Here is a 24,848-nt window from a genome sequence, read left to right on the forward strand (position 1 = left end):
GGCGATCTGAACCAAGCCGTCGCGCGCGCCTTGAAATCATGGGCCCTCTTAATCCCCGATTGGTGGGGGGGCGATCTGAACTTCGCGGTTGCGTGCGCCCGCGACGTTCAGGACCCTCTTAATCCCCGATTGGTGGGGGGGCGATCTGAACACGATCGACATTGATCGGTCCAGCCCGGCCCGGCTGGCTCTTAATCCCCGATTGGTGGGGGGGCGATCTGAACAACCAAGACCTGATCCAGCAGTTCCGCGACTTCATCTCTTAATCCCCGATTGGTGGGGGGGCGATCTGAACATCGCGCAGGAAGATTACCTCATCGAGAGGCTCACCTCTTAATCCCCGATTGGTGGGGGGGCGATCTGAACCTGCGGCCGTGGCTCGCGCCGTGCGGGGGTCACTCTCTTAATCCCCGATTGGTGGGGGGGGCGATCTGAACCGAAACCAATCATGAGCCAGAAGATAAATCAGGCGCCTCTTAATCCCCGATTGGTGGGGGGGCGATCTGAACCCCAGCCTCGTCTCTGCTGTCCGCGCGGTGTCTCGCCTCTTAATCCCCGATTGGTGGGGGGGCGATCTGAACGGCCGCGTTGCGTCACGCGCTGGCGCTACACGCGCTCTTAATCCCCGATTGGTGGGGGGGCGATCTGAACAACACTCCATCCGGTAATTCTTTTTGCTATCCCTCGCTCTTAATCCCCGATTGGTGGGGGGGCGATCTGAACTATTACCAGATCGCTTCCGCCATCGTCGCCATGCTCTTAATCCCCGATTGGTGGGGGGGCGATCTGAACCGACTACGTCGCTCAGGTAGAGCGCGACCTCTTAATCCCCGATTGGTGGGGGGGCGATCTGAACAGGCCCGCATGGAACTACTCGTTCCGTTCACTGGCCTCTTAATCCCCGATTGGTGGGGGGGCGATCTGAACGCCCGGCATATAGGATCACCTACCCCTCCGGCCGGCTCTTAATCCCCGATTGGTGGGGGGGCGATCTGAACGAAACGCCATGGCAATTTCCGTCCGCCCACTGTGCTCTTAATCCCCGATTGGTGGGGGGGCGATCTGAACTGCCACACTCCGGATTGTGCGCAGTAGCCACTGCTCTCTTAATCCCCGATTGGTGGGGGGGCGATCTGAACACGCTGCAAGTTTCAACTTGGCAGCCAGGTTGGCCTCTTAATCCCCGATTGGTGGGGGGGCGATCTGAACTGCTGTCCTACGCTCACCCGTACACGGTGGGTCTCTTAATCCCCGATTGGTGGGGGGGCGATCTGAACCGCCAGCTGGCTGCAATGCAGCCGCCGCGCGGCCTCTTAATCCCCGATTGGTGGGGGGGCGATCTGAACACGCCATCGAGGCATACCGCGCCGAGCTGGCCCTCTTAATCCCCGATTGGTGGGGGGGCGATCTGAACGCCGCGTCCGCCGACAAGGCGGATGCGGCCCTTGCCTCTTAATCCCCGATTGGTGGGGGGGCGATCTGAACGAGGACGCTCGCTGCCAGGTCTGCGGTGTCGCCCTCCTCTTAATCCCCGATTGGTGGGGGGGCGATCTGAACCCGGCGCTTACGAGCTCATCGGTGAGCTCGGCCACCCTCTTAATCCCCGATTGGTGGGGGGGCGATCTGAACTCGGCAAAACCTTTTTGATCCGTGAGGCGGCGCAGCCTCTTAATCCCCGATTGGTGGGGGGGCGATCTGAACAAGAAGCTGTGGCGCTGCTGAACGCCGACGCGGGCCTCTTAATCCCCGATTGGTGGGGGGGCGATCTGAACATCCAAAGGCAGCGCGAACACTTCATCCGCATTTTCTCTTAATCCCCGATTGGTGGGGGGGCGATCTGAACGCTGTCCGCGCGGTGTCTCGTGTCACTCGTGCGCCTCTTAATCCCCGATTGGTGGGGGGGCGATCTGAACCGAGGAGAAATGTCATGGCAATTTCCGTCCGTCCCCTCTTAATCCCCGATTGGTGGGGGGGCGATCTGAACGCTACTACATCGTCAGCGGCGAGGGGGACAGCTCTCTTAATCCCCGATTGGTGGGGGGGCGATCTGAACCCCTGACCGCCCGTCAATTGGCCCATCTGCGCGCTTCTCTTAATCCCCGATTGGTGGGGGGGCGATCTGAACATGCTGTGTGGCTCAGGCCGTGGGCGCTTTGGATCTCTTAATCCCCGATTGGTGGGGGGGCGATCTGAACGCGTGGCTGTGGGTGACGCTCGGTGCCGTCGCCGGCTCTTAATCCCCGATTGGTGGGGGGGCGATCTGAACCGCGGGCTCGTACCAATGCCGGACTGTTCCGCGCTCTTAATCCCCGATTGGTGGGGGGGCGATCTGAACTACATCAGCCTGCGCGACTCGTCTGCCGCGTGCAACTCTTAATCCCCGATTGGTGGGGGGGCGATCTGAACAAACGCCGACATCGGCGTAAAGCCCCCCCATGAACACTCTTAATCCCCGATTGGTGGGGGGGCGATCTGAACGAGTGCCCGGTGGGCGACAGCACCGAAAACCTCGCTCTTAATCCCCGATTGGTGGGGGGGCGATCTGAACGCTGCGTTGCTATCGAGCAGGCCACCGGCGGGCACTCTTAATCCCCGATTGGTGGGGGGGCGATCTGAACAGCTCCGGCCCGACGTGTTCGGCCAGCCCGGCCACTCTTAATCCCCGATTGGTGGGGGGGCGATCTGAACCCAGCGTCGCCCGCGAACTCGAATCCTGCGCAGACCTCTTAATCCCCGATTGGTGGGGGGGCGATCTGAACAAATCTGCTACGGCGAACTGCGCGGCCATGTTGTCGCTCTTAATCCCCGATTGGTGGGGGGGCGATCTGAACCGGGCGAGGGTGGCGCATTTGTTGGCTGATATGCGGCTCTTAATCCCCGATTGGTGGGGGGGCGATCTGAACATTTCATCCGTCGAAAGTGTCGTGGCGCATAGGAGCTCTTAATCCCCGATTGGTGGGGGGGCGATCTGAACGTGTGGCGGTCGGCATCTACGCGCGCGGACTGCGCTCTTAATCCCCGATTGGTGGGGGGGCGATCTGAACGCTCGTCGACCACCACCCCGACGCCAGCCGCAACCTCTTAATCCCCGATTGGTGGGGGGGCGATCTGAACGTGTAATCCGGCGCAACCCACACGCCACAGGAGACTCTTAATCCCCGATTGGTGGGGGGGCGATCTGAACGCCGAGCGCGATGTGACACCCGATGAATTCGAGGCCTCTTAATCCCCGATTGGTGGGGGGGCGATCTGAACGCTGGAGAACCAGCACATCACCCTGACCATCGGCTCTTAATCCCCGATTGGTGGGGGGGCGATCTGAACATCACCCGCCTGCCCGCTCACCCGCGCACCCTCCAGCTCTTAATCCCCGATTGGTGGGGGGGCGATCTGAACAGCTCAGGCGAGAGCGGAAGCGGGTGAAGCCCGCCTCTTAATCCCCGATTGGTGGGGGGGCGATCTGAACCGGGCGCCGGCGTGTAATCCGGCGCAACCCACACCTCTTAATCCCCGATTGGTGGGGGGGCGATCTGAACGCTGAGGCTCAATCCACCCAACGGCCCACCCCGCTCTTAATCCCCGATTGGTGGGGGGGCGATCTGAACCATATGCTGCGCGTAACGCACTGTATCGAATGGCTCTTAATCCCCGATTGGTGGGGGGGCGATCTGAACCGAGCGCGGAGGATGCGGTCGCGGCGCTGGATGCCTCTTAATCCCCGATTGGTGGGGGGGCGATCTGAACACCGGCGACACGCCGGCGATGATGTTCGGCCGCACTCTTAATCCCCGATTGGTGGGGGGGCGATCTGAACGCCGATGGCGTGTTGATCTGCGAGATTGGCATCCCTCTTAATCCCCGATTGGTGGGGGGGCGATCTGAACATTCCGCTATCACCTGCAGCACGCGGTGGTCTCCTCTTAATCCCCGATTGGTGGGGGGGCGATCTGAACGCTGGCCGTCGATGCGCTGTTGCCGCGCGACCTGCCTCTTAATCCCCGATTGGTGGGGGGCGATCTGAACACCGTGCGTGGCAACCTGAGCGGCGTGCGGGGCGAGCCTCTTAATCCCCGATTGGTGGGGGGGCGATCTGAACGAGGGTGACATGAACAGATATATCGCAATCACACACTCTTAATCCCCGATTGGTGGGGGGGCGATCTGAACCGAAGTCGAGCGGCGCATGGAGGACGAGCAATGACTCTTAATCCCCGATTGGTGGGGGGGCGATCTGAACGAGGCGAAGCGACGCTATCGCAAGGCGGGACCGACTCTTAATCCCCGATTGGTGGGGGGGCGATCTGAACGTACCGCGTTGAGCTGGCTGAGCGTCTGGCCAGCCTCTTAATCCCCGATTGGTGGGGGGGCGATCTGAACCGCTCCGGCTGATTTTTACATTCCGCATCAACAACTTGCAACACCCCCTTTGCTACCGGGACCACTTGGCGCAGACCGATGGGGGCGAGCAAGTTGCCGCAGCCCCCGGGCCCGATGGCTGGTTGCTTCGATTCGAAAGATGGATCATGCCGTCTGGCTTGGTTTCGAGACATCACAAGCTCCTGCACAAACTGGCCCAGGCAGGACCATCTTCCGGGCTTGCAGGCTGCGGGCACATCTGGCTTGAAGACGAAAACCGGTTCCCGTGGTCGGCCGGCTCCGGTGCTGCATCCTGATCCTGGTCAACACACCTTACAGCGGCTGCCCCTGGTCGGAGTTTCCCTGCTGCTGGATGAGGGCTAGCCAGCCACTCCACTGCTCGGGACAGCGCGGCCGCCCGAAGGCGGTGACGCCTGACTCGAGCACCGGATAGGCCCGCAGATCATCCTCTGGGGAAATCCAGCCTGCGGCCATGACATCCATCAGCGCGTGCATCTCGCTGCTGCGAGCATAGAGCAGAAATACAGAGTACTGCACCGGCGCAGCCACCCGACTGAGAAAGCGGCGCAGGCGCTGCAGCCGCCGGGGGCAGCGCACATCGTAGGCGATCAGCCAGGGCAGGGGGCGTTCGCTCATCGCAGGCAGGTGATGTCAGCGAGCCAGCGCAATGCGCCATCGATGCTGGACCGGCCACGAGCCAGGAACCGCTCACGGTGCCGGGCGTGCCAGCGGGATGGAACATCTGGGATGCCTGTGCTGCGCCAGAGGCCGAGCGCCTCGTAGGCGAATTGCCGGCGCAGATAGCCGGACAGGTCGGGGCCGGGCCGGGGCCTGCGCAACCGGGCAACACTCCATCCGGCGTCCAACAGCAGGCAGCGCGCGTCCAGCTTGAAGCTCGCGGTGAGGTGCCGCAGGGCGTCGCAGGCAGCGGCAGGCGACAGACCGATTCGGGCGGCCAAGGCCCCCGGCTGCCGCAGGAAAAGAGCCAGGTCCAGGCGGATTGGCCGCCCCACGGCGCGCGCCACTGCCCAGAGCGTCTGCCGCAAACGGAACGCAGCCCATGAGCGCCGCCAGTCGGGATTTTCGAGCAGTTCATCCCACTGCGCATCGAGTGGGTCGACTATGGGTTCGGCCGGCTCCAGATCGCATACCGACTGCCCCGCCGACATCACCCGCAGCCTCACACCATGGCGCGCCGCCATGATCAGCACATCCGTGCCGATCTCGCCACGCCCTTCGAGGATGAGCAGGGCCAACCGGTGCCAAGGCACCCAGCTCGACTGCCCGCTCTCGGCCTGCACGCGCAGGGCCGGGCCGTCACAGCGCAGCTGATAGCCGCGGGAAAGGTCGATCCAGAGGGTCTTCCGGGCGTCTGCAGCCATCTGTCACAGCTCCGGAAGGTTCTGGATCAGCTGCTGGACACGCCGGGCACTGCGTCGGGCACAGCGGCACAACAACGGCTCGATCGTGGCGAAGAATGGGCCCCGCCCTTCCTTGCGCAAGATCACGCCGCTCGCGGTGCGGCTGAAGTGGGAGGCTTGCAGGGTCTGCTGCCGGAACGCCCGCACCACCCAGCGCTCGATCTGCGCGCGCTCGCTCTCGACCAGGTCGCAAACCAGGCTGGGCCGTCCGTAGGCAAGCTCGTGCAGGGCACCGATGGACGGATCCAGCCCGGCCCGATGCACTACCTCCAGAATGCGGCCGTGGAGCAGGGTGAAGCCCAGTGAGAGGCTGGCATTGACCGGATCGGTAGGCGGTCGGCGGCGGCGGCCCGGGAAATCCAGCGCCTTCGGCAGCAGCAGGCGCATGGCGGCAAAGTACATGCGGCTGGCGACACCTTCCATGCCCCGCAGGGTTGCGATCCCGGAACGTGCGTGCTGCCTCTGCGAAAGTTTGCGCAGGGCCCGCATGGTGCGGCTCAGGGGATAGCGGTGCACGGGGACCATGTTGGCCCAGGCACGCAGAGCGGAGATCTGGCCTGCGATCCGTGAACGCACGACCAAACGTGCAAAATGCAGACGCAGGTCCGGGTCGAGCCAGGCCCGCATCTGCCGGAGCCGGCGCGCGGCATCGCCGCCCGCAGGGGCGAGGATTGCGGCCGAACTGCGGCTGCGGCCACGCGCCACCAATAGCGGGATCCCATTACCCGCAAGTTGGCGGATCAGATTGGCACTGATCAGGGCTTCGTTCTCGACCACCAGCCGGTCCATCTGCCCGAGCGGGATGCGCTGCACTGCGCCCTGCCCGTCACGCAGGCACAAGGCGCCTCCCTCATGGCGCAGCATCAGATTCTGGCGGTCGATCACGACAGTCCGCATGAGTCAGGCCACCAGCAGGAAGTCGTCGTCGCACGGGAGGCGGCCGGCACCGCGAAACATGGGTGATCTCTGCGGATCGAGGCGTGCGCACAGGATGCGGTCCCGATCCTCATCGATCAGCCGGGCAAGGTCGGCCAGCAAATCGCCCTGCTCGCGGGCATTCAGCCAGCACTCGTGCACGGATTTCTGCCCACCGCTGGCATATCGGCGCGCCAGGACAAGCGCAGTCCGCAGCCGCCTCGGGCAGCTCACGTCGTAGCAGACGATGTGCAGTCGCCGCAGGGTGCTCATCACTCCCCCATGACCGATCGGGCGCCATCCATGGCGCATTGGCTTCCGTGCCGCTCCAGCATGGCCCAGCCCTGGAACGATGCACGAACGGCAAGCTTGCGGTTGCGGCCGGGTTGCGGATGCCGTATGTAATCGCCACGCCCCATGGACTGGAGTCGTCGTGTGCACACCCTGGTGAGCTTTCTCGGAAAGTCGCAGCTGGACAGGAACACCGGGTACCGCAGGGCCCGCTACCGCTTCCCGGACGGGGGAATCCGCGAGACTCCGTTCTTTGGCCTGAGCCTGGCCGACTACCTCAGGCCGGATGCGATGCTGATCCTCGGCACTGCGGGCAGCATGTGGCCGGCACTGGTGGAGTTCCTGCCGCTCGAGGGCAACGACGAACTGCGCCTCGAGCTGATCGATGCGAGTGAAGCCGGTGCCGTCAGTCAGGCCCTGCTCGATCAGATCGAGCCGTTACTTGGCCAGCACTTCGGCTTCAAGGTCCGCCCCAGGCTGATCCCCTATGCCAGCAGCTTCGAGGACCAGCTGGCCATCCTCGACATCGTGGCCGATGAGGTGAAAACGGGCGAAGTCAGCTTCGACGTCACCCACGGCTTCCGGCACCTCGCCATGCTGGGGATGCTCTCGGCCCTCATGCTCACGCATGCACGCAGGCTTGCGGTGAAGGGGCTCTGGTACGGCGCGCTCGACATGACCGGGCGCGATCCGGGCATCACGCCGGTTCTTGCCCTCGATGGCCTACTGGGCATCGAGCAGTGGTTGTCGGCCTTCGTGCGGCTGGATGCCAGCGGCGACTTCTCCGCCTTCGCCCCCCTGCTTTGCCGCGATGGTCTGGACGAGCTCGAGGCCAAGCGGCTGGAACGGGCCTGGCTCGCGCTGAACCAGACCAATGTGCAGGATGCGGTACGAGAGCTCAGGCCCTTGCTGGAACGCCTGGAATCTCCCCTCTCCGGCGCTTCCGAGCTGTTCCGGAAGCGGCTGCAGGAGCGGTTGAAATGGTGCAGGAAACCGGATCTGGCCGGTTGGCAGCACGCATTGGCACTGCAGGCTCTGCAACGAGGCGACATCCTGCGCGCCAGCGTGTTCGGGCTGGAGGCTTTTCTCTCCCGTGCCACGCACGAGATGCAGGGTGACCCGCTCCGGCATGAGGACCGGGAGCGCGCCGATCAGGCATTCCGGCAGGAACTGAAGGACGACGAACACCCCGACTGGAAACGTGAGGCCTACTGGCTGCTCAAGAACGTCCGCAATGCCTGTGCCCATGGCACCGTGCCACGTTTCCGGAAGCATGCCGAGCTGATGAAGAACCCGGAGCGGCTTCGTCGGGAACTCGAGGCCACCCTGAACCGGATGAACAACACTTGAGAGTCGCCGCAAGCTTGCCGATGCGCACATCACGGCTCATCGGCCCATGCTTGCCACCATGGAGCCTGGCATGCAGATCAAGCGTTTCACCCTCCGGATGGACAGCCCCGCCTTCCTCGGCGATGCGGAACAGAATGGCCGCTGGCGCACCCCACCCTACAAGGCACAGCTGCGGCAGTGGTTCCGGGTGGCGTGGGCTGCCCAGAATGATTTCCCGGAGGACTTCCGGCGCCTGCGCGAAGTCGAGGGCCAGCTGTTCGGCAATGCCTGGCTGGATGAGTCCTGCAAGAGCCGGGTTCGCTTGCGCCTCGCGCCCTGGAGCGAGGGCAGGCTCAAGAAAAAAGACTGGACCAGCCTTCCCAGGGTGGCGACCGCCGATGGCAGGAACCGGGTCTCGGCCAGCACCTACCTCGGCTACGGGCCGGTGAGCAACAGCCGCCAGGGCGAGACGCTGAAAGCCAATGCGGCGATCCAGGAGGGTGAGACAGCCCTGTTTTCTCTGGCATGGCCTGAGGACGCCCCGGGCGCCGACCTGCTGGAACAGACTCTCTGGCTGATGCACCGTTTCGGCACCGTGGGCGGGCGCAGCCGGAATGGTTGGGGTTCCTATGCTCTGGCTCCCGGGGAAGGCACGGCCGCACTGACCGGAAAGGTTCCATTGCGCAACTGGCAGGACTGCCTGGACCGCGACTGGCCGCATGCCATCGGCCAGGATGCCGCCGGCCCGCTGATCTGGGCAACGAGGCCAGTCAAGAACTGGCGCGAGGCGATGCAGGATCTGGCAAGTCTCAAGATCAGCCTCCGCTCGCAGCTGCGTGTCAGAGGCGATGGCCAGCAACCGCAGGAACGCCACTGGCTGGCTTACCCAGTCACCAAGCATGCCGTGGGCAGCTGGCCCAAGGAAGCCCGGCTTCCCAACCAGCTGCGCTTCAAGTTGCAGCGTCTCGATGACGGCCGCGTCCGGGGACTCGTCGTCCATCTGCCGCACCTCCCGCCACCTGCCTTCGCCCCGAAGCGCCTCGTCATCGAACAGGTGTGGGCGCGTGTCCACGCTCATCTCGATCACCAGAACCTTTCGCGCATCAAGGCATGACCATGACTGACATCATGCTCTGGCAGACCAAACTCGCGGCCCGCCTGCACGACCCGGCGGAGAAGGCGCTGGTACTGATGCGCGACCCAGCTGGCCATGAAAATGGCACCTCCCGCGCACTGACGCGCCTGCTCGGCTACCACACGCTGCCCGATGCCATCGATCCGGACAATGACGAAGCGCTGATCCGGTTGCTGGCACAACGCACTGGCTTCGGCAGCCAGATTCCCCGGTCCATGTACCGGCATGTCCAGCGTGCCGACTGGTGGGCGGCCGCAGCTGACCGGCCACAGTGGCCGATGCGGGAGATCACCGTCACCACGAAGGCCGGCGAGCAGAAGACCATCGCTGTCGATCCGCATCATCAGGTCCGCTGGACCGAGCGCCCACAACTGGTGCATCCACTCACGGGTGAATCGCTCGACCTCGGAAAACTGGCCGAGGTGAGCATCGAGACGGCCAAGCAGACCGCCTTCGAGCATTTCAGCAATCTGCTCGTCGCGCTTGGCGCCGGGGATGGAACCAGCACCGACTGGCGCAAACTGGCCCTGGCCTTCTGGCGCTTCGGGCCGGAGCTGTGTGGTGATACCGACCTCGGCAAGTTCGGCCCGCTCTGGTCGTTGCTGCCTGCCGACACCCGGGTGCCCGATCATTCGATCTGGGATCACCTGGATCTCACATCCGCTTTCGCCGGCGCCTTTGCTGGCGACCCCGAGGGCGAGCCGGCCCTGCTCACCCTGAGCATCGGGCCGGTGCAGGGCTTCATTGCCCAGGCGCGCAAGCTGGACGATCTCTGGGCCGGCTCGCACCTGCTTTCGCGACTGGCTTGGGAAACCATGCGCCCACTGGCCGAGGCGCTCGGCCCTGATGCCATCCTGTTCCCACGCCTGCGCGGCCTGGCCCAGGTGGACCTCTGGCTGCGCGATGCCATGGGACTGCCCGATGCGCTGTTCGCCAATTGCGAGTGGAAGAAGGGGGCCAGTGATGCCAATCCGCTGTTCGCCGCTGCCTTGCCCAATCGCTTCGTGGCCGTGGTGCCGGCCAGCCGGGCGGCTGAATTGGCCGACGCCTGCACCAAGGCCGCGCGGGACTGGATTCAGGCTCAAGGCAAGGCCACCGTGGATGCCCTGCTCGAGGCCATCGGCAAGCCGCTGCAGGAGGACTGCCCGGCCTATGCCCAGATGCGCGAGCAGCTCGAAGGCTTCCCGGAGGTGCACTGGGCCAGCGTGCCCTTCGCACTGATCCGCTGCCGCGATGCCGAGAAGCAGCGCGACCTCGATCTGTCGGCCCTGCGTGAGGCCATGGCCCCCTTCTTTGGCAACCAGACGGAAGAAGACGCCGGTTTCCTTGCCTCCCCGGCATGGAAGGTGCTCTCCGAGGCAATCGAGTGGGATGAGGACGGCAAGCCGGTCCGTTTCTTCGCCCCCAACCCCGGGGTGCTGTACCCCGCCATCTTCGAGTTGGCCGAACGCGCGCTGGCAGCGGCCAAGGCCACCCGCCCATTCACGCTCTTGCAGCAGACGGGCTGGCGAGACTCGCTGAGCGGCGAGGTGGAATGGCTGACCCTCGACCGTCAGCACCTTGATCTGCCACCGGGCAAACGCAAGCAGGCGGGCACGCTCTGGTCCCAGGTGAACGAAAAGCGCCGCGCATGGGCGAAAGAGGGCGAACATCTGGGAGGCCTTGCCGCCCTGAAGCGGCTATGGCCCTCCCTGTTCGCCGGGGAAGTGGCCAGGGCGCTCGGACGTGACGATATCGGCCGGTTCACCGTCAGCACCCACACCATGGCCTTGGCCGCGCAGCTCGATGCCTGGCTGGAGAAGGGCGGGCTGACCGACGCCCTCCCGAAAGCCGAAGAACTGAAAGCGGAAGCCGTGGCCCTGCCCCGCCGGCTGATCCGGCGGCATGCTGCGAATGCGAAAGCGCTCAAGGAGGCACGGCTTCTCCCGGCATTGCTCGACTTGGAGAATGAAGAAAAAGCCTCCGGTCTCCACGATGCCGTGCGGCGGACACTCGCCACGGCCGTCGCGGACGAGCAGCGCCAGCGTTTCCGCCTGGAGACCTACTACGCCCTGTTGATGCTCGACGGCGACCGCATGGGCGCCATCCTGGGCGGCGAAGGCGAGACGGCCATCCCCTACAGGCAGAGCTTCCACGAGCAGGTGCGCGTGGGCTTCGACCGCATCGCCCAGGCGCACCCCAAGATCCGCGCCTACGGCGAGCAGCGCCGTGCTGTCTCGCCGGGCCGGCATCTGGCGGTCTCTTCCGCGCTCAATGACTTTTCCCAACACGTGGCACGCCATGTGGTCGAGGAAGAGCACCTGGGAAGGCTGATCTATGCGGGCGGTGACGACGTGCTGGCGGTCATGCCGGCGCGCGATCTCCTGCCCTGCGCCCAGCGGCTGCGCCACGCCTACAGCGGAACCCTGCCGGAGGACCAGGACACCGACTGGGGCGAACTGGGCAAGGACAGGGATGGCCTGCACTGCCGGAATGGCTTCGCCTGGCTCAAGGGCCGGCTGATGCGGATGATGGGCAGGCATGCCACCGCCTCGGCCGGACTGGTGGTGGCCCATCATCAGGCCCCACTGAATGCGGTGCTGCGTGAACTCCGGACGGCCGAAAAGCGCGCCAAGAATGAAGGTGGCCGGGACGCCTTCTGCCTGAGTGTGATCAAGCGCTCCGGGGGCAAGCTGGACGTTTCGCTCAAATGGAACCAGGCGTTCCTGCTCGAACGCTGCATTGCCTTCCTTGGCGATGAGGACACCTCGCGCCGTGCCGTTTACCACAGCCTGGGCTGGCTCTCCGATCTTCCCGACCCGGCTGAGGCCCCGGACATGGTGAGCGCGCTGCTGGCCTACCAGTTCCAGCGGCAGAGCAGTCACCCCGAGGCCCGTTCCCTTGCCAATGCGCTGGTGAAGGCCGCCATCGGGCACCCCGAGCCCCGCGAATGGATGGCCAACCTGCTGGGCGTTGCCGAATTTCTGGCCCGCGAGGTCCGGCTTCGTTCGCCGGAAAGAAATGAAGGGAGCGGCCCTGCCCAGGAGAGGATGCGCGCATGAGCCAGGCGGCTTACTTTCTCGAACCACTGGACGTACTGGTCCTGCGTGGAAACAAGCTGTTCGGTGATGCCGGCAGTGTTGGCGAAAGCCTCGTGCCGCCCTGGCCTTCCGTTGCTGCCGGTGCCTTGCGCAGCCATCTGCTGGCCTGCGACCGGGTGGATCTGCAGCGCTATGCCAGAGGCGACCAGCCACATCCGGCGCTTGGCACGCCGGCGCAACCCGGCCCCTTCACGCTCACCGCCTTCCACCTGGCCCGGCGCATGGCCAACGGCAGGGTCGAACCCCTGTTTGCGCCCCCGGCCGATCTGGTACTGAGCCCGGGTGAGGAAAGCTTGGGTGAGGCCCGGAATGACGGAGATCGCCGTTGCCCACCCAAGGCTTCCCGAATGCTTCCGCAAGCGCTTGGCCATGGAATCGCGGTTTCCTGCCCGCTTCCGAAGGCCCCGGTACTGGCGCAGGCCCAGCGGATCAAGCCCGAGGGCGGGTGGTGGCTGAGTGCTTCGGGCTGGCGCGCCTATCTCGCAGGTTCTCCCATTCCGGAGAGCGCCTGGGTGGAACAGGCCCGGCTCTGGAAGACGGAGCTTCGCGTGGGGGTCGGGCTGGATGCCAGCCGTGGCGCGGCGGAGGATCACCGCCTCTTCTCTTCGCAGGCGGTGGCCATGACGCCCGGCGTGGGCTTTCTGGCCGCCGTGACCGGAGCCACGTTGCCGGCGCCCGCCGTCGTCCGCTTCGGTGGCGATGGCCACCCGGCCACACTGACCGCGGCCGATGCCGAGTGGCCGATCCCGGATTACGACCACATCGCACGAGCGGGGCGCTGCCGGATGGTCCTCACCACCCCTGGCCTGTTCCCGCAAGGCTGGCTGCCCACCGGAAGCGGCACGCCTGATGCCACTCGGGGCGCTGCTTTCGAGCTGCACGGCATTCGCGGCCGCATCGTGTGTTCGGCCGTGCCTCGCAGCGAGGTGGTTTCAGGCTGGAACCTGGCCACCCAGCAACCACGCCCTGCGCAACGGGTGGCTCCCGCCGGCAGCGTGTACTGGCTGGAGCTGGAACCTGGCACCACCGCCGAAGCACTCGCCAAGCTTGCCGACCAAGGGTTGTGGTCGAGCCCCTGCGAAGATGACGAGCGTCGTGTCCAGGGCTTCAACCGTTTCTGTTTCGCCGTTTACTGACCGTCTGACACCGACCCGGGAGACACTCGATGTTCGAGCAACGCGCCGCCCTGTTCCTGTACGCCGTCAGCCCGGTGCATATGGGCGCCGGTCAAGCCGTGGGCGTGATCGACAACCCCATCCAGCGCGAACGCCATACCGGGCATCCGGTATTCGCCGGCTCCGGCCTCAAAGGCGCTGTCCGTCATGCCTGGCAAGCACTGTCCGCCCTGGTGGATGCAGCCCAGCCTGAGGCACTCCAGGCCCGCCTGGATGCGCTGTTCGGTCCGGATGCCGGCAGCCCGCGGCTGCACGCCGGCGCCATCAGCTTTGGAGACGCACAGCTGATTGCCATGCCGGTGCGCAGCCTGCGGCGCGGCTTCGTCTATGCCAGCTGCCCGCAGGCGCTGGCCCGCACTCAGCGTCTGCTGCAAGCACTGGGCCGCCCCGTCGAATGGCAGATTCCGGACATCGACTCCGGGCAGGCCGCGATCATCAACCCGGATCTGCTCACGGGTGACCGGCTCCACCTGGAAGCCTTCGAATACACCGCCAAGGCATCGGAAGCGCTGGCAAAGATCGCCGACGACCTCGCCAGCCGTGCCCTGCCGGCGGACCCCGCACACGCGTTCTTCCGCGACAAGTTCAAGGCCGACCTGGTGCTGTTGTCGGATACCGATTTCGCCTACTTCAGCGGACACGCCACCGTGGTCGAGCCTCACGTCCGGATCAATGATGACACCGGAACCGCCGATGATGGCGGGCTCTTCTACACCGAAAACCTGCCTCCCGAATCGCTGTTGATCGCCCCGGTACTCGCCAGCCAGACCCGGACCGGAGAAGGCGAACAACTGCCGGCCGAGGCCGTGATGGCGCAACTGCGTACGGTGCTGGATGGCCGGTTGCTGCAGGTGGGAGGTGACGCCACCACCGGCCGCGGCCTGGTACTGGCGAAGATGGAGGTTTGAAGGCCATGGCGACCCTCGAGCAGAAGCGCGCCCAGGATGCCTGGAACAAGAGCGCCAGCTACGACAAGGAGCACGTCAACTTCGCCAAGGGCCTGCCGGCCCTGATCATGAACAGCGGACTGATGCAGGTCATGGCCTTCTGCCATGAAAAGAAAGGTGCGCAGGAAAAGGTGGCACAGGATCTGCGCGCCTGGCTTGCGTCGCAGTTCCCGGACCTCCCTGCGGAGTTCCCGAAGTTCATGGAAGAGCTGATGAAATGCAAGCCGGAACGCTACCGTCAGGTCACGGTGGAAACCTTCGCCTGGCTGAAGTGGCTGCGCCAGATGGCCTCCGCGCGCAAGGGGGCTTGAAGCCATGCCGATCGCCGCCGTCCCCCACTATCTCGGCCAGAACTTCGACACGGCGTCGCCGGGGCTGCGTTTCGGGCTCTACCTCAGGCTCTGGGGCGTTGACCGGCGTTCCGGGGAGTGCAACTGGAGCACCTCCGATACCGTTTACGAAGGCCGGGGCGAGGAAAAGGAAGAAAACAAGAGCACGGCCCTCAAACAGGCTGCCCGGCTTGGTAGTGACGACCGCCAGACGATGCGGGCGCTGCTCGAACGCCAACAACAGGCTCTTGCCGCAATGGCCACCGAAGATGCCCGCCTGGTGCTGGATACTCAGGCCGTTTCCCCTTTCACCACAGGGCTGGGCAATGAGCATCCGCTGGAAAACGGCTTTGCCTTCCTGAACCCCTACGGCCTGCCCTACCTGCCCGGTAGCGGTGTGAAAGGGGTGGTGCGCCGCGCTGCCGAGGAACTCGCCGATGGCGGCTGGGGCGGCACGGCCAGCTGGAGCCTGGAGTGCAGCCATCTCCTGACGGATGCCAGCGGCAAGGCGCTGCTCGATCCGGAGAGCAAGCAGCCGGTGCGGCTGTCACTGATCGACCTGTTCTTCGGCCGTGAAGATGCTTCACCGGCGTTCCGCGGTCTGCTGCAGTTCTGGGACGTGATTCCGCAGGTTTCGGGGGATGCGCTCATGGTCGAAATCATGACGCCGCATCAGGGGCACTACTACCAGCAGACACTGGCAACGAAGGCTGGAAACAGTTCCAGCCCCCACGAGAGCGGGCAGCCGAACCCCATCCCCTTCCTCACGGTGCCCCCGGGCTCGCGTTTTGTCTTTCATGTCACTTGTGACATGGTCCGCCTCCGCCGCCTGGTTCCAGACCTTGCTGAAAACGGAGCCTGGAAACCGCTGCTGGAAGCAGCGATGCAGCACGCCTTCGAGTGGCTCGGCTTCGGTGCCAAGACGGCCGTGGGCTATGGTGCGATGGGAAGTGAAGCCATGCAGACCACGCACACGGCCAAGGCCGATGAGCGTTACGGCAATGTCGAGCGGAGTGAGGATGAGGAAGCCGACGCTCTGCTCCGGTTCGAGAAACCCACCGGCAAGGCCTACGCACGGGTGGGCAATTCCGAGGGAATGGTGCCCAAGCCGATCTGGGAATCGCTACGTGAGCGCTTGAGCAAGAAACAGATGGAGCGGGCCACGGATGGCAAACTCCCTGTCCGCATCCGCTTCTCGCGGACAGGCAGGGCCATCGAAATCAGCCACTGCGAGCTTCCACCCGGCTGATGCTGGAACTCTCTGTTTACCGTCTGCATCTGCGTGGCAGCGGAGCCGTTGCCACACCGCCCCCGCTGGCCATCTGGCGCAGCGCCTGGGGTGCAGCACTGCGCCAGATGGCCTGTGTGACGGGAGCAAAACAGTGCACCGGCTGCCCAGTGCCTGCCAGCTGTAACTACCGGCGGATTTTCGACCCCTTGCCACCACCGGCTCATGCGCTTGGCTCGCTGTCAGCAGTGCCTCCTCCCTATGTGCTCAATGAGGTCAGCGCGACTGCAAGCGGATGCTGTCTGGAGTTTGTGCTTATGGGCCCCGCCCAGGAACAGATCGGACTCGTGCTGGCGTCCTTGGCGAAGACTGGCCGCAACGGGGTTGGCAAAGCCCGGTTGATGTACGCCCCGGACCGGCTCATGCGCCTTGAGCAGGGGCGCTGGTGCCCGGACTCCTCGGTCCCGACGCAGGCGCCGAGTCTGTGTCTGGGCCCCCTGACCGTGGCTGCGCCACGGGAACGAGGCGAGCTGGTCATCGAGTTGCAAAGCCCGCTCCGGCTTCAGGAAGGAGGCCAGATCCTGCGACCGGACCGATTCACGGCCAGCCGCTGGCTGATCGGGCTGGTACGCCGACTGGGACTGCTTTGCGACCTTTACGGCAAGCCACTGGGACTCGACTTCGCCCAGATGACGGCATGGTCACGTGAGGTGACCATGCCCGAGGCCGAGCTTCGCTGGATGCACGAGACTCGCTGGTCAAGCCGACAGGGACAGTGCCACCCGACCAGCGGCATTGTCGGCCGTTTCCGGATGTCTGGCCCGCTGGCTCCATTCGAGAAGCTGCTCCAGATCGGAGTACACCTGCATGTCGGGAAGCAGGCCGCCTTCGGCAATGGCCGCTACCGGGTCGCTGCCGTCACGACCGCAGACTCTGCAAGCTTGTGACCAGGCCAGTCATCCGATCGGCCACTAAATTATCGCCACCACACCCACGTACCCATCCGCATCGTCATGGAGCCCCACGAGTTTCCACGCCGTGTACTGTTGTGCGTGAGCGGCAACAGCCCGCAGATCATCACCGAAACGCTTTATGCACTGGCAGTGGAAGCCAAGAGCCGCCCCCCTTTCATCCCGACTGAAATCCGGGTGCTGACCACCTCGCGTGGTGCCGAGCAGACTCGACTTTCTCTGCTGGCCCCCGACCGTGCGATGTTCCATCGCCTGTGTGCGGAATACGGCCTGACTGGAATCCACTTCGATGCCGACTGCATCGAAATCTTCCGCGATGCCAGCGGCCAGCAGCTGACCGACATCATCACGCCGCAGGACAACCAGATTGCCGCTGACCACATCACCCGGCGAGTAGCCGAGTTGACGGAAGATCCCGATACCGCAATCCACGCTTCGATTGCTGGTGGGAGAAAGACGATGGGGTTCTATCTTGGCTATGCCCTGAGTCTGTTCGGTCGTGAACAGGACCGCGTCTCACACGTCCTGGTGTCGGAGGGCTTCACCGAACATCGTGACTTCTTCTACAAGCCACGCCAGCCCGTTACGCTGCGCAATTCACAAGGCTTGGAAATGTGCACGACCAACGCGGAGATCCATCTTGCCGAGATCCCCATCGTTCGCCTCGGAAGCTGTGCGTTTGCAGCCATGAGCGAACGCCGCCTGAGCTTTTCCGAGGCCGTGGAACGGGCCGAACGAACCGCGCGCGGAATCGAGCTGACCATCCGCATCGACCGATCGGCTGGCCACCAGGCGGGGCGAGCGGTCGCCACCCTGGGCGATGAAAACCTCACCCTCAAGCAGAGCGAGGTCTTGGTCTTGCACTGGCTCGCCATGCGCCGCCTGTCAGGTCAGCATAACGGCGACGGTGGATGGATCGAACGCAATGCCTTTGCATTTGCGCGCAACAGCGTCAAGAACCTCGGCTACCTGAACGAAATCTATGACCTGGCAGGCCACTATGGGCTTCACTCCGATGCCCGCATCAGCCTGGAGAACAGCTTCGAGGACCCAGATGGCAGCAAACCCGCGCGGGAGCCGATCAAGTGGCTGGAACCACTGATCAGCCGCATCAACCAGGCCATCTCGAAAACCTATGGCGCCGTAGGAAAGGAGCGCTACGGCATCGTCTCTGAGGGCCCTCGTGGCGCGAAGCGTTATCGATTGGCGCTGGAGCCCGCGCGCCTGCGCCTGGAGAACCTGCCATGAACCGCTGGCTGGTGAGCCGGCACCCGGGAGCCATCGCGTGGCTGAGGTCACGCGGGATCCAGGCAAACGAGGTCCGTCACCTGGACCACGAACAGGTCATGCCCGGTGACGAGGTTTTCGGCACCCTGCCCCTGCATGTTGCTGCGGCTGTCTGCTCGCGCGGAGCGCGAGTGTTCTGTCTCACGATGGACCTGCCGGCTGAACTCCGCGGGCAGGAACTCGATCTGCAGACCATGGAACGGCTCAATGTCCGTCTGGAGGAGTTCCATATCGCCCGGCTTGGCGAGCCTGCATCGCCACCTCCGCGCTGAGAAGCACCTGAGCGCAGCCTCCGGCTGGCATGTCGAGAACATGCCCGACCAGCTCTTTCGGGAGCTGCTTCATCAGCAGCCACCGGCGGCGTACGCCGCAAACCACCTGCAGCTGCAGAACGCGAAGCTTGCACAGCCAGTGACCCCTCCGCGGGCGACCCTCGGCCGAAATGTCAGGAAAACACCCCTGGCTATTGTGTGCCAAGACTGCACATCGACCTTGCGGTAGTTCGATGGAGGCGACCAGGATCTGGCCAAGCACAGGATCTCTCTCAACCGCCTGTCAATAAGCCCCCCGCATCCGCGCCACCACACGCACTGCAAGGCCCTGGCGTTGCAGCAGGCTGCTGTAGGCGAACGGGATGCCATCGGCCTCGATCTGCGCCTCGGCGAGGAAGTACGTGCTGCCGAGGCCGTAGCCGCGCAGGTCGGCGGCGATGCCTTCGCGCTGCAGGGCGAGCTGCAGCGACTCCATCGAGCCGTAGGCGCTGCCGGGTTCGCGGGCGAGTCGGCGGGCGATGTTCTCGTTGACCGCGTCATCCAGGGTCGTCCACAGCGGCCACGGCGCGGTGTTGAGGTTGAGCGGGGCCGGCGTCGGCAGCGCGCAGACATAGGGCGACAACTCCTGCCAGCTGCGCATGTCCATCGAGCGCAGCCGCTTGAGTTCGCTGGCGTGCGCCAAGGGGCGGTTGCCGACGCGATAGCCTGGCGCCAGCGTGGCGTAGGCGCTGTCCTCGCCGCCGCCGGCGCGCGGCTCGTGGTCGGCATCGATCCAGTCGGCGGCCTCGGCGGCCAGTCGCGGGTCGAGTCCGAGCGTGCGCAGCAGGCGCTCGAAGCGGCGGATGGCCTGCTCGTCGGCCACGCCATGCGGCGCCAGCGAGTTGAGGTCGAAGCAGCCGCCGAGGTCGCGCAGCCGGCCGGTGATGCGCGCGCCTGGGATGTCCACCGGCGGCATCGGCTGCGCCCACGGATCGCCGAGCGCATCGACGCCACCGGAGCGTGCGGCCTGCTCGCGCAGGATCTCGGCCGCCCATGCCTCCAGCCCGGCCATCAGCTGCCAGCCCTGCTCGGCGCGCCAGTGGTCGCGCAACTGCGCGCGCGAGGTTTCGCCACGATCCAGCAGCGCCGCCACCAGCAGCACCGCCAGCGCGACCGCGAGCATGGCGACGATGAGCGCGACGCCGCGCTGCCGCCTCATGGCGCGCGCTCCGCGTTGTGCGGCAATTCGAGCAGGCGCCGGTAGTCGACGCCATCGAGGCGGAAGCGGAACTCGACGCCGCGCGGCAGCCTCGCGGCATCGGCCTCCTGCGGCGGCCACACCGCGATCACCGCGCCGTCATCGACGAAACGCCAGCGGCAGTCGTCGATGCCGTCGAGCAGGGCCTCGGTCTCGGGCCGCGTCGCCGGCGTGCGATCCAGCGCCGGCCAGCGCGCGCGCAGCAGCCGGCCGTCGCGACACTGCCAGTCGATCCGCTCGACCTGCGGTGCGGGGCCGACCCAGCCGCCCTGGCCGACGAAGCGGCTCAGCTCGATGCCATCACCACCGGCGAGCAATGCCGGTCGCGTCTGGCCGAAACCATCGCGCACCGGCCGCGCCGCCGCCTGCCGCAGGTCGCGCTCGAACATCGCCACCGCGCGCTGCAGGGCGGCGAGCCGCGCGCTCTCGGCATCGAGCGCGTGGCGGCTGCGCGCCAGCGTGTCCAGCCCGCCCCAGGCCAGCGCGGCGACCACGGCGAAGATCGCCACCGCCACCATCACTTCCAGCAAGGTGAAGCCGCGCTGGATTGGGTGAAGAGCAGAAGCACGCACGGCGTGCGTGCTGTTGCCCTTGTCCAGACAGCGCAAGTCCATCTCAGCCTCCCACGAAGCCGGTGAGCACCAGCACCGGCTCGCGCGCGCCGTCGGGCCGCACCGCCACGTCGAGCCGGCGGATGCCGGGCGTCGGCGTCGGCGCGATCGACATCTGCCAGTGCCAGCGGCGCCCGCCCAGCGTCTCCTCGCCCTCGCGCAGGCCCTGCGCCGGCAGGTCGCGCGCCAGCCGCGCCTCGGCGATCGCGTTGGACGCGACCCACTGTGCATGGGTGTGCTCGCGCGACTGGATCAGCGCGGCGGCCTCCATCGACGCGGTGCGCACCAGCGCCAGCATCGCGACGGCGAGGATGGCCAGCGCCACCAGCACTTCCAGCAGGGTGAAGCCGCGCTGGCGCTCAGCGACGCGCATCGTCACCCTCCCAGACCAACGCACCGCTTGGGTAGCCACGCAGGCGGCGTGTGGCGCCGCCCGGCAGGCTCAGCTCCAGCACGAACGGGGTGAGCTCGCCGGACGCCAGGCAGGCGAGCTGTGGCCGTGCCGGCGGCAGCGCGTCCAGGACGAGACTGCGGCCGTCCACCTGCAGGGCCAGGGTGGTGCCCTCATCGAGACGGCGTGGACGCAAGGCTTCGGCCGGGGAGTCCGCCACCGGCTCGAAGCGGCCCGCGCGGAAATGACCGAAGGCGAAGCCGCTGCGCGACACCGCGATGCCGACATCGTGCCCGCTCGCCAAGGCGCGCTCGCAGGCCAGCCGCAGCAGGGCCTCGACGCGGGCGGCGGCGTTGTCGCCGCGACGCGTGCCCAGATCGGGAAAGGCCAGCGTCACCGCTCCGATCAGCGCCGCGAGGATCACCACGACCACCAGCAGTTCGATGAGGGTGAAGCCGGGAGCCGGAAACCGGGAGCCGTGACCCGGGAAACGCGCTCGGTGCTCGCTCAAGGCCATCCCGTTCCCGTCCCGGTGTTTGGGAATTACCCGGACCCGCCCAGCCGCCGCGATGCTTCTTGCCGGCGCCGAACTCCGGCTACTCCCAGTTGCCGATATCGGCATTGGCGCCCTCGCCGCCCGGGCGGCCGTCGGCGCCCTGCGTCCAGACATCGATCTCGCCGTGCCGGCCGGGATGCAGGTAAAGGTACTCGCGGCCCCACGGGTCCTTCGGCACGCGGTCGAGATACGGCCCCTTCCAGGTCGCGGCGAGCGAGGCCGGCGCCCTGACCAGCGCCTCCAGGCCCTCGTCGGTGGTCGGGTAGCGGAAGTTGTGCAGGCGGAAGGTGTTGAGCTGGCTGACGATGGCCTGGATGTCGGCCTGCGCGCGCACCGCCCGCGCCTCGTCCGGGCGATCCATCAGCCGCGGCACCACCACGGCGGCGAGGATGCCGAGGATGACCACGACCACCAGGATCTCGATCAGCGTGAAACCGCGGGGTTGGACTTGCATGCGCCGGGCCCGGATCATTTGCGTATGGACACCACCAAAGACGATGCCGCGATGCTAGCAGAGGCCGCGCAATGGCAGGCGCGCGACCTGGCCGTGCTCTGGCACCCCTGCACGCAGATGGCCGAGCACCCGCACACCCTGCCGCTGGTGCCGATCGCCCGCGGCGAAGGCGCCTGGCTGATCGGCCGCGACGGCCGGCGCTATCTCGACGCGGTGAGCAGCTGGTGGACCAACCTGTTCGGCCATGCCAACCCGCGCATCGCCGAGGCCATCGCCGAGCAGGCGCGCACGCTGGAGCACGTGATCCTCGCCGGCTTCTCGCACGCCCCGGCGGTGCAGCTGGCCGAGGAGCTGGTGCGGATCACCCCGCCCGGCCTGACGCGGGTGTTCTTCGCCGACAACGGCTCGGCCGGCGTCGAGGTGGCGCTGAAGATGGCCTTCCACCACTTCGTCAACCGTGGCCAGCCGCAGCGCCGCAAGTTCGTCGCACTCGGCAACGGCTACCACGGCGAAACCATCGGCGCGCTCTCGGTCACCGACGTGCCGCTGTACCGCCGCGTCTATGCGCCGCTGCTGCTGCAGCCGCTGTTCGCGCCCTCGCCCGATGCCTACGAGGCCGAACCGGGCGAATCGCCGGAAGCGTGCGCGCTGCGCCGCGCCGAGGAGCTGGAGGCGCTGTTCGCCGCCAATCCGGGCGAAATCTGCGCCCTCATCCTGGAGCCGCTGGTGCAGTGTGCCGGCGGCATGCGCATGTACCACCCGGTGTACCTGCGCCGTGCGCGCGAAATCTGCGACGCGCACGGCACGCTGTTGATCGCCGACGAGATCGCCGTGGGCTTCGGCCGCACCGGCACCCTGTTCGCCTGCGAGCAGGCCGGCATCGCGCCGGACTTCATGTGCCTGTCGAAGGGGCTGACCGGCGGCTTCCTGCCGCTGGCGGCGGTGCTGACCCACGAGCGCATCTACGAAAGCTTCCTCGACGACTCGCGCGAGCGCGCCTTCCTGCACTCGCACAGCTACACCGGCAACCCGCTGGCCTGCGCGGCGGCGCTGGCGACGCTGGCGATCTTCCGCGAGCAGGACGTGCTCGGCCGCAACCGCCTGCTGGCCGCGCGCATGGCCGAGCTGGCGGCGCCGTTCGCCGACCATCCGCAGGTCGCCGACGTGCGCCAGACCGGCATGATCCTCGCCATCGAGCTTGCTGCCGACAAGGCCAGCAAGACCCCCTTCCCCGCCGCCGACCGTCGCGGTCTGCGCGCCTACCGCCACGCCATCGAGCGTGGCGTGGTGCTGCGCCCGCTCGGCGACGTGCTGTACTGGTTCCCGCCTTACTGCGTCGGCGAGGAGGAACTGACGCTGTTGGCCGATGTCACCGCCACGGCGATCGCCGCGGCGACAGCTTGAGCCGACGACCGGACAGCGGTTGCGCGCACGGAGAATGCGGGAGGAACAGCGGGCGAGGAGGCGGAAGCGGCATCGTCATCCAGCGACTGCCGGCCCTTCCGGTCCGGTGCTTGTCCGCGTCCTGCGTTGATCTCTTTCTTTCTCCGTGAGTGCCGTTGCTCCCGATCCAGCCCGTTTATCCGACGCCATGCGACTGACCAGGACCTACATCGACGCGCCGCTTTCCATCGGCGCCACCGTGACGCTGCCGGAGGCCGCCAGCGCGCATCTGCTGCGCGTGCTGCGGCTGGGCGTCGGCGACGCCTGCGTGCTGTTCAATGGCGACGGCTGCGATTACGACGCGCGGCTGGTGTCGGTGGCGAAGAAAAGCGCGCAGGCGGAGGTCCTTCGCCAGCGCGAGATCGATCGCGAGTCGCCGCTGCGCATCATCCTCGGCCAGGGCCTCGCGCGCGGCGAGAAGATGGACCTGGTGCTGCAGAAGGCCACGGAACTGGGCGTGGCCGCCGTCGCGCCACTGATCACCGAGCGCACCGAGGTCAAGCTCGACGCCGAGCGCGCCGGCAAGCGCCTTGCCCACTGGCAAGGTGTGCTCGCTTCCGCCTGCGAGCAGTCCGGCCGAGCGCGGCTGCCGTCGCTGGCCGAACCGCAGGCGCTGGCGGCGTGGGCGGCGGCGCTGCCGCAGGACACGATCAAGCTGGCGCTCGACCCCGAGGGCGAATGCACGCTGGCCGCACTGGCGCTGCCCGCGAACGCGGAAGTCGCGCTGGCGGTCGGTCCCGAGGGCGGGCTGTCCGAGCGCGACCGGGCGACGCTGCGCGCCGCCGGCTTCCGCGGCCTGCGTCTGGGTCCGCGCATCCTGCGCACCGAGACCGCCGGGCTGGCGGCAATCGCCGCGCTGCAGGCACTGTACGGGGACTGCGGCTAGCAGCCTGTTGAAATTCGACCCGGCGAAGCCCCGACTCGGTCGGCAGCGCGGATTTCTCGCTGCTCAAGCGCTCCGCAAGCGCGTCCCGCGCTCTGAAACAAGCCCGATTTCGGGCTTCCGGGCGCACCTTGCCCGCCGGGGCCGCCATCACGCGGCCCCCGCGGCGATCAGCTTCGGCAGGCGGACGAGGTTGCTCGCCGCCATCGCCAGCTGAAACAGCGCCTCGACTTTCGCGAGGCCGCGCTGCTTGACCTGACGCATTCCGGCAGCCGCCTTGAGCCAGCCGAAGTGCGTTTCGATCCAGGCGCGCGTCCGCAGGCTGATCGCATACCCGGCGTGTCGGGTAGTGCGGCCATCGATGGCGCTGCGGCGGTGCGAGGTGTTCTGCGCAACGTGCGGGGTGATACCCATGGCCCGGCAGCCCGCGACGAAGTCCGCCGTGTCGTACCCCTTGTCCGCGGCCAGCGTGCGCCGTCGTCGGCCGCGCAGCGAACCAAGCATCGCCAACGCCGC

At 66.4% G+C, this 24,848-nt stretch carries 22 protein-coding genes and 3 CRISPR repeat arrays (1 of these 25 running past the window's edge); of the genes, 12 read left to right on the forward strand and 10 right to left on the reverse strand.

The window, feature by feature from the left end; all coding sequences use genetic code 11:
• Window positions 1-367: a CRISPR direct-repeat array (repeat unit 36 nt; unit sequence CTCTTAATCCCCGATTGGTGGGGGGGCGATCTGAAC); it begins 589 nt to the left of the window's first position.
• Between the two features lie 106 nt (window positions 368-473).
• Window positions 474-3,954: a CRISPR direct-repeat array (repeat unit 36 nt; unit sequence CTCTTAATCCCCGATTGGTGGGGGGGCGATCTGAAC).
• Between the two features lie 106 nt (window positions 3,955-4,060).
• Window positions 4,061-4,377: a CRISPR direct-repeat array (repeat unit 36 nt; unit sequence CTCTTAATCCCCGATTGGTGGGGGGGCGATCTGAAC).
• A 312-nt stretch (window positions 4,378-4,689) separates the two neighbouring features.
• Genes HNQ58_RS08860 through cas2 form a run of 4 tightly spaced genes read right to left on the reverse strand, consistent with a single transcriptional unit; the run spans window position 4,690 to window position 6,986 of the window.
• Window positions 4,690-5,013 (reverse strand): hypothetical protein, encoded by a 324-nt coding sequence (locus HNQ58_RS08860; protein ID WP_183948551.1) that lies wholly within the window; start codon window positions 5,011-5,013, stop codon window positions 4,690-4,692.
• Window positions 5,010-5,759, reverse strand: coding sequence for a hypothetical protein (locus HNQ58_RS08865; RefSeq protein ID WP_183948552.1), 750 nt, complete (start codon window positions 5,757-5,759; stop codon window positions 5,010-5,012). Before HNQ58_RS08865 ends, HNQ58_RS08860 begins: the two co-directional genes overlap by 4 nt.
• 3 nt (window positions 5,760-5,762) lie before the next feature.
• Window positions 5,763-6,683, reverse strand: a complete 921-nt coding sequence (cas1, locus tag HNQ58_RS08870) for a CRISPR-associated endonuclease Cas1 (protein WP_183948553.1) — start codon at window positions 6,681-6,683, stop codon at window positions 5,763-5,765.
• A 15-nt stretch (window positions 6,684-6,698) separates the two neighbouring features.
• A complete protein-coding gene (gene cas2 / locus HNQ58_RS08875; protein WP_183948554.1) occupies window positions 6,699-6,986 on the reverse strand; it encodes a CRISPR-associated endonuclease Cas2 in 288 nt (95 codons plus the stop codon).
• A 162-nt stretch (window positions 6,987-7,148) separates the two neighbouring features.
• On the opposite strand from cas2, the gene csx2 reads away from it, so the two are divergent.
• The 10 genes from csx2 (at window position 7,149) to csx16 (ending at window position 18,757) form a co-directional block, all read left to right on the forward strand.
• Complete coding sequence (csx2, locus tag HNQ58_RS08880) at window positions 7,149-8,354, forward strand: TIGR02221 family CRISPR-associated protein (protein ID WP_183948555.1); 1,206 nt, start codon at window positions 7,149-7,151, stop codon at window positions 8,352-8,354.
• A gap of 70 nt (window positions 8,355-8,424) precedes the next feature.
• Window positions 8,425-9,447 (forward strand): RAMP superfamily CRISPR-associated protein, encoded by a 1,023-nt coding sequence (locus tag HNQ58_RS08885; protein ID WP_183948556.1) that lies wholly within the window; start codon window positions 8,425-8,427, stop codon window positions 9,445-9,447.
• Window positions 9,444-12,509, forward strand: coding sequence for a type III-B CRISPR-associated protein Cas10/Cmr2 (cas10, locus tag HNQ58_RS08890; protein WP_221301230.1), 3,066 nt, complete (start codon window positions 9,444-9,446; stop codon window positions 12,507-12,509). The genes HNQ58_RS08885 and cas10 overlap by 4 nt, the downstream gene beginning before the upstream one ends.
• A complete protein-coding gene (locus HNQ58_RS08895; protein WP_183948557.1) occupies window positions 12,506-13,684 on the forward strand; it encodes a type III-B CRISPR module-associated Cmr3 family protein in 1,179 nt (392 codons plus the stop codon). Before cas10 ends, HNQ58_RS08895 begins: the two co-directional genes overlap by 4 nt.
• A 29-nt stretch (window positions 13,685-13,713) precedes the next feature.
• Window positions 13,714-14,631 (forward strand): type III-B CRISPR module RAMP protein Cmr4, encoded by a 918-nt coding sequence (gene cmr4 / locus HNQ58_RS08900; protein WP_183948558.1) that lies wholly within the window; start codon window positions 13,714-13,716, stop codon window positions 14,629-14,631.
• A gap of 5 nt (window positions 14,632-14,636) precedes the next feature.
• Entirely contained in the window at window positions 14,637-14,981 is a 345-nt protein-coding gene (locus HNQ58_RS08905; RefSeq protein WP_183948559.1) for a type III-B CRISPR module-associated protein Cmr5, read from the forward strand.
• A 4-nt stretch (window positions 14,982-14,985) separates the two neighbouring features.
• Window positions 14,986-16,248, forward strand: coding sequence for a type III-B CRISPR module RAMP protein Cmr6 (cmr6, locus tag HNQ58_RS08910; protein WP_183948560.1), 1,263 nt, complete (start codon window positions 14,986-14,988; stop codon window positions 16,246-16,248).
• Window positions 16,248-17,174: a CRISPR system precrRNA processing endoribonuclease RAMP protein Cas6 gene (gene cas6 / locus HNQ58_RS08915; protein WP_183948561.1), complete on the forward strand. Its 927-nt coding sequence runs from the start codon at window positions 16,248-16,250 to the stop codon at window positions 17,172-17,174. Before cmr6 ends, cas6 begins: the two co-directional genes overlap by 1 nt.
• 105 nt (window positions 17,175-17,279) lie before the next feature.
• Window positions 17,280-18,446 (forward strand): CRISPR-associated ring nuclease Csm6, encoded by a 1,167-nt coding sequence (csm6, locus tag HNQ58_RS08920; protein WP_183948562.1) that lies wholly within the window; start codon window positions 17,280-17,282, stop codon window positions 18,444-18,446.
• Window positions 18,443-18,757, forward strand: a complete 315-nt coding sequence (gene csx16, locus HNQ58_RS08925; RefSeq protein WP_183948563.1) for a CRISPR-associated protein Csx16 — start codon at window positions 18,443-18,445, stop codon at window positions 18,755-18,757. Before csm6 ends, csx16 begins: the two co-directional genes overlap by 4 nt.
• 283 nt (window positions 18,758-19,040) lie before the next feature.
• Here the strand turns inward: csx16 and gspK are convergent, their stop codons facing one another.
• From gspK to gspG, 5 genes are all read right to left on the reverse strand, one after another.
• Window positions 19,041-19,955 carry a type II secretion system minor pseudopilin GspK gene (gene gspK, locus HNQ58_RS08930; RefSeq protein WP_183948564.1) on the reverse strand — a complete coding sequence of 305 codons (915 nt, stop codon included), beginning with the start codon at window positions 19,953-19,955 and terminating at the stop codon, window positions 19,041-19,043.
• On the reverse strand, window positions 19,952-20,608 hold the full coding sequence (gene gspJ, locus HNQ58_RS08935) for a type II secretion system minor pseudopilin GspJ (RefSeq protein ID WP_183948565.1): 657 nt from the start codon (window positions 20,606-20,608) through the stop codon (window positions 19,952-19,954). Before gspJ ends, gspK begins: the two co-directional genes overlap by 4 nt.
• A gap of 1 nt (window position 20,609) precedes the next feature.
• Window positions 20,610-20,978 (reverse strand): type II secretion system minor pseudopilin GspI, encoded by a 369-nt coding sequence (gene gspI / locus HNQ58_RS08940; protein WP_183948566.1) that lies wholly within the window; start codon window positions 20,976-20,978, stop codon window positions 20,610-20,612.
• The gene (locus HNQ58_RS08945) at window positions 20,965-21,507 is read right to left on the reverse strand and encodes a GspH/FimT family pseudopilin (RefSeq protein ID WP_183948575.1); all 543 of its coding nucleotides are present in this window, start codon (window positions 21,505-21,507) and stop codon (window positions 20,965-20,967) included. Before HNQ58_RS08945 ends, gspI begins: the two co-directional genes overlap by 14 nt.
• 85 nt (window positions 21,508-21,592) lie before the next feature.
• Window positions 21,593-22,006, reverse strand: coding sequence for a type II secretion system major pseudopilin GspG (gene gspG / locus HNQ58_RS08950; RefSeq protein ID WP_281379592.1), 414 nt, complete (start codon window positions 22,004-22,006; stop codon window positions 21,593-21,595).
• Between the two features lie 24 nt (window positions 22,007-22,030).
• Here gspG and bioA point away from each other — a divergent pair, with 24 nt between their 5' ends.
• On the forward strand, window positions 22,031-23,410 hold the full coding sequence (bioA, locus tag HNQ58_RS08955; RefSeq protein WP_246417265.1) for an adenosylmethionine--8-amino-7-oxononanoate transaminase: 1,380 nt from the start codon (window positions 22,031-22,033) through the stop codon (window positions 23,408-23,410).
• Between the two features lie 187 nt (window positions 23,411-23,597).
• Window positions 23,598-24,335: a 16S rRNA (uracil(1498)-N(3))-methyltransferase gene (locus tag HNQ58_RS08960; RefSeq protein ID WP_183948568.1), complete on the forward strand. Its 738-nt coding sequence runs from the start codon at window positions 23,598-23,600 to the stop codon at window positions 24,333-24,335.
• 147 nt (window positions 24,336-24,482) lie between these two features.
• On the opposite strand, the gene HNQ58_RS08965 is transcribed toward HNQ58_RS08960, so the two are convergent.
• On the reverse strand, window positions 24,483-24,848 hold a 366-nt coding region (locus HNQ58_RS08965; RefSeq protein ID WP_183948569.1), incomplete at its 5' end, for a transposase.

It is taken from the genome of Rehaibacterium terrae (assembly GCF_014202935.1).
In the GTDB taxonomy this organism is placed as follows: domain Bacteria; phylum Pseudomonadota; class Gammaproteobacteria; order Xanthomonadales; family Xanthomonadaceae; genus Rehaibacterium; species Rehaibacterium terrae.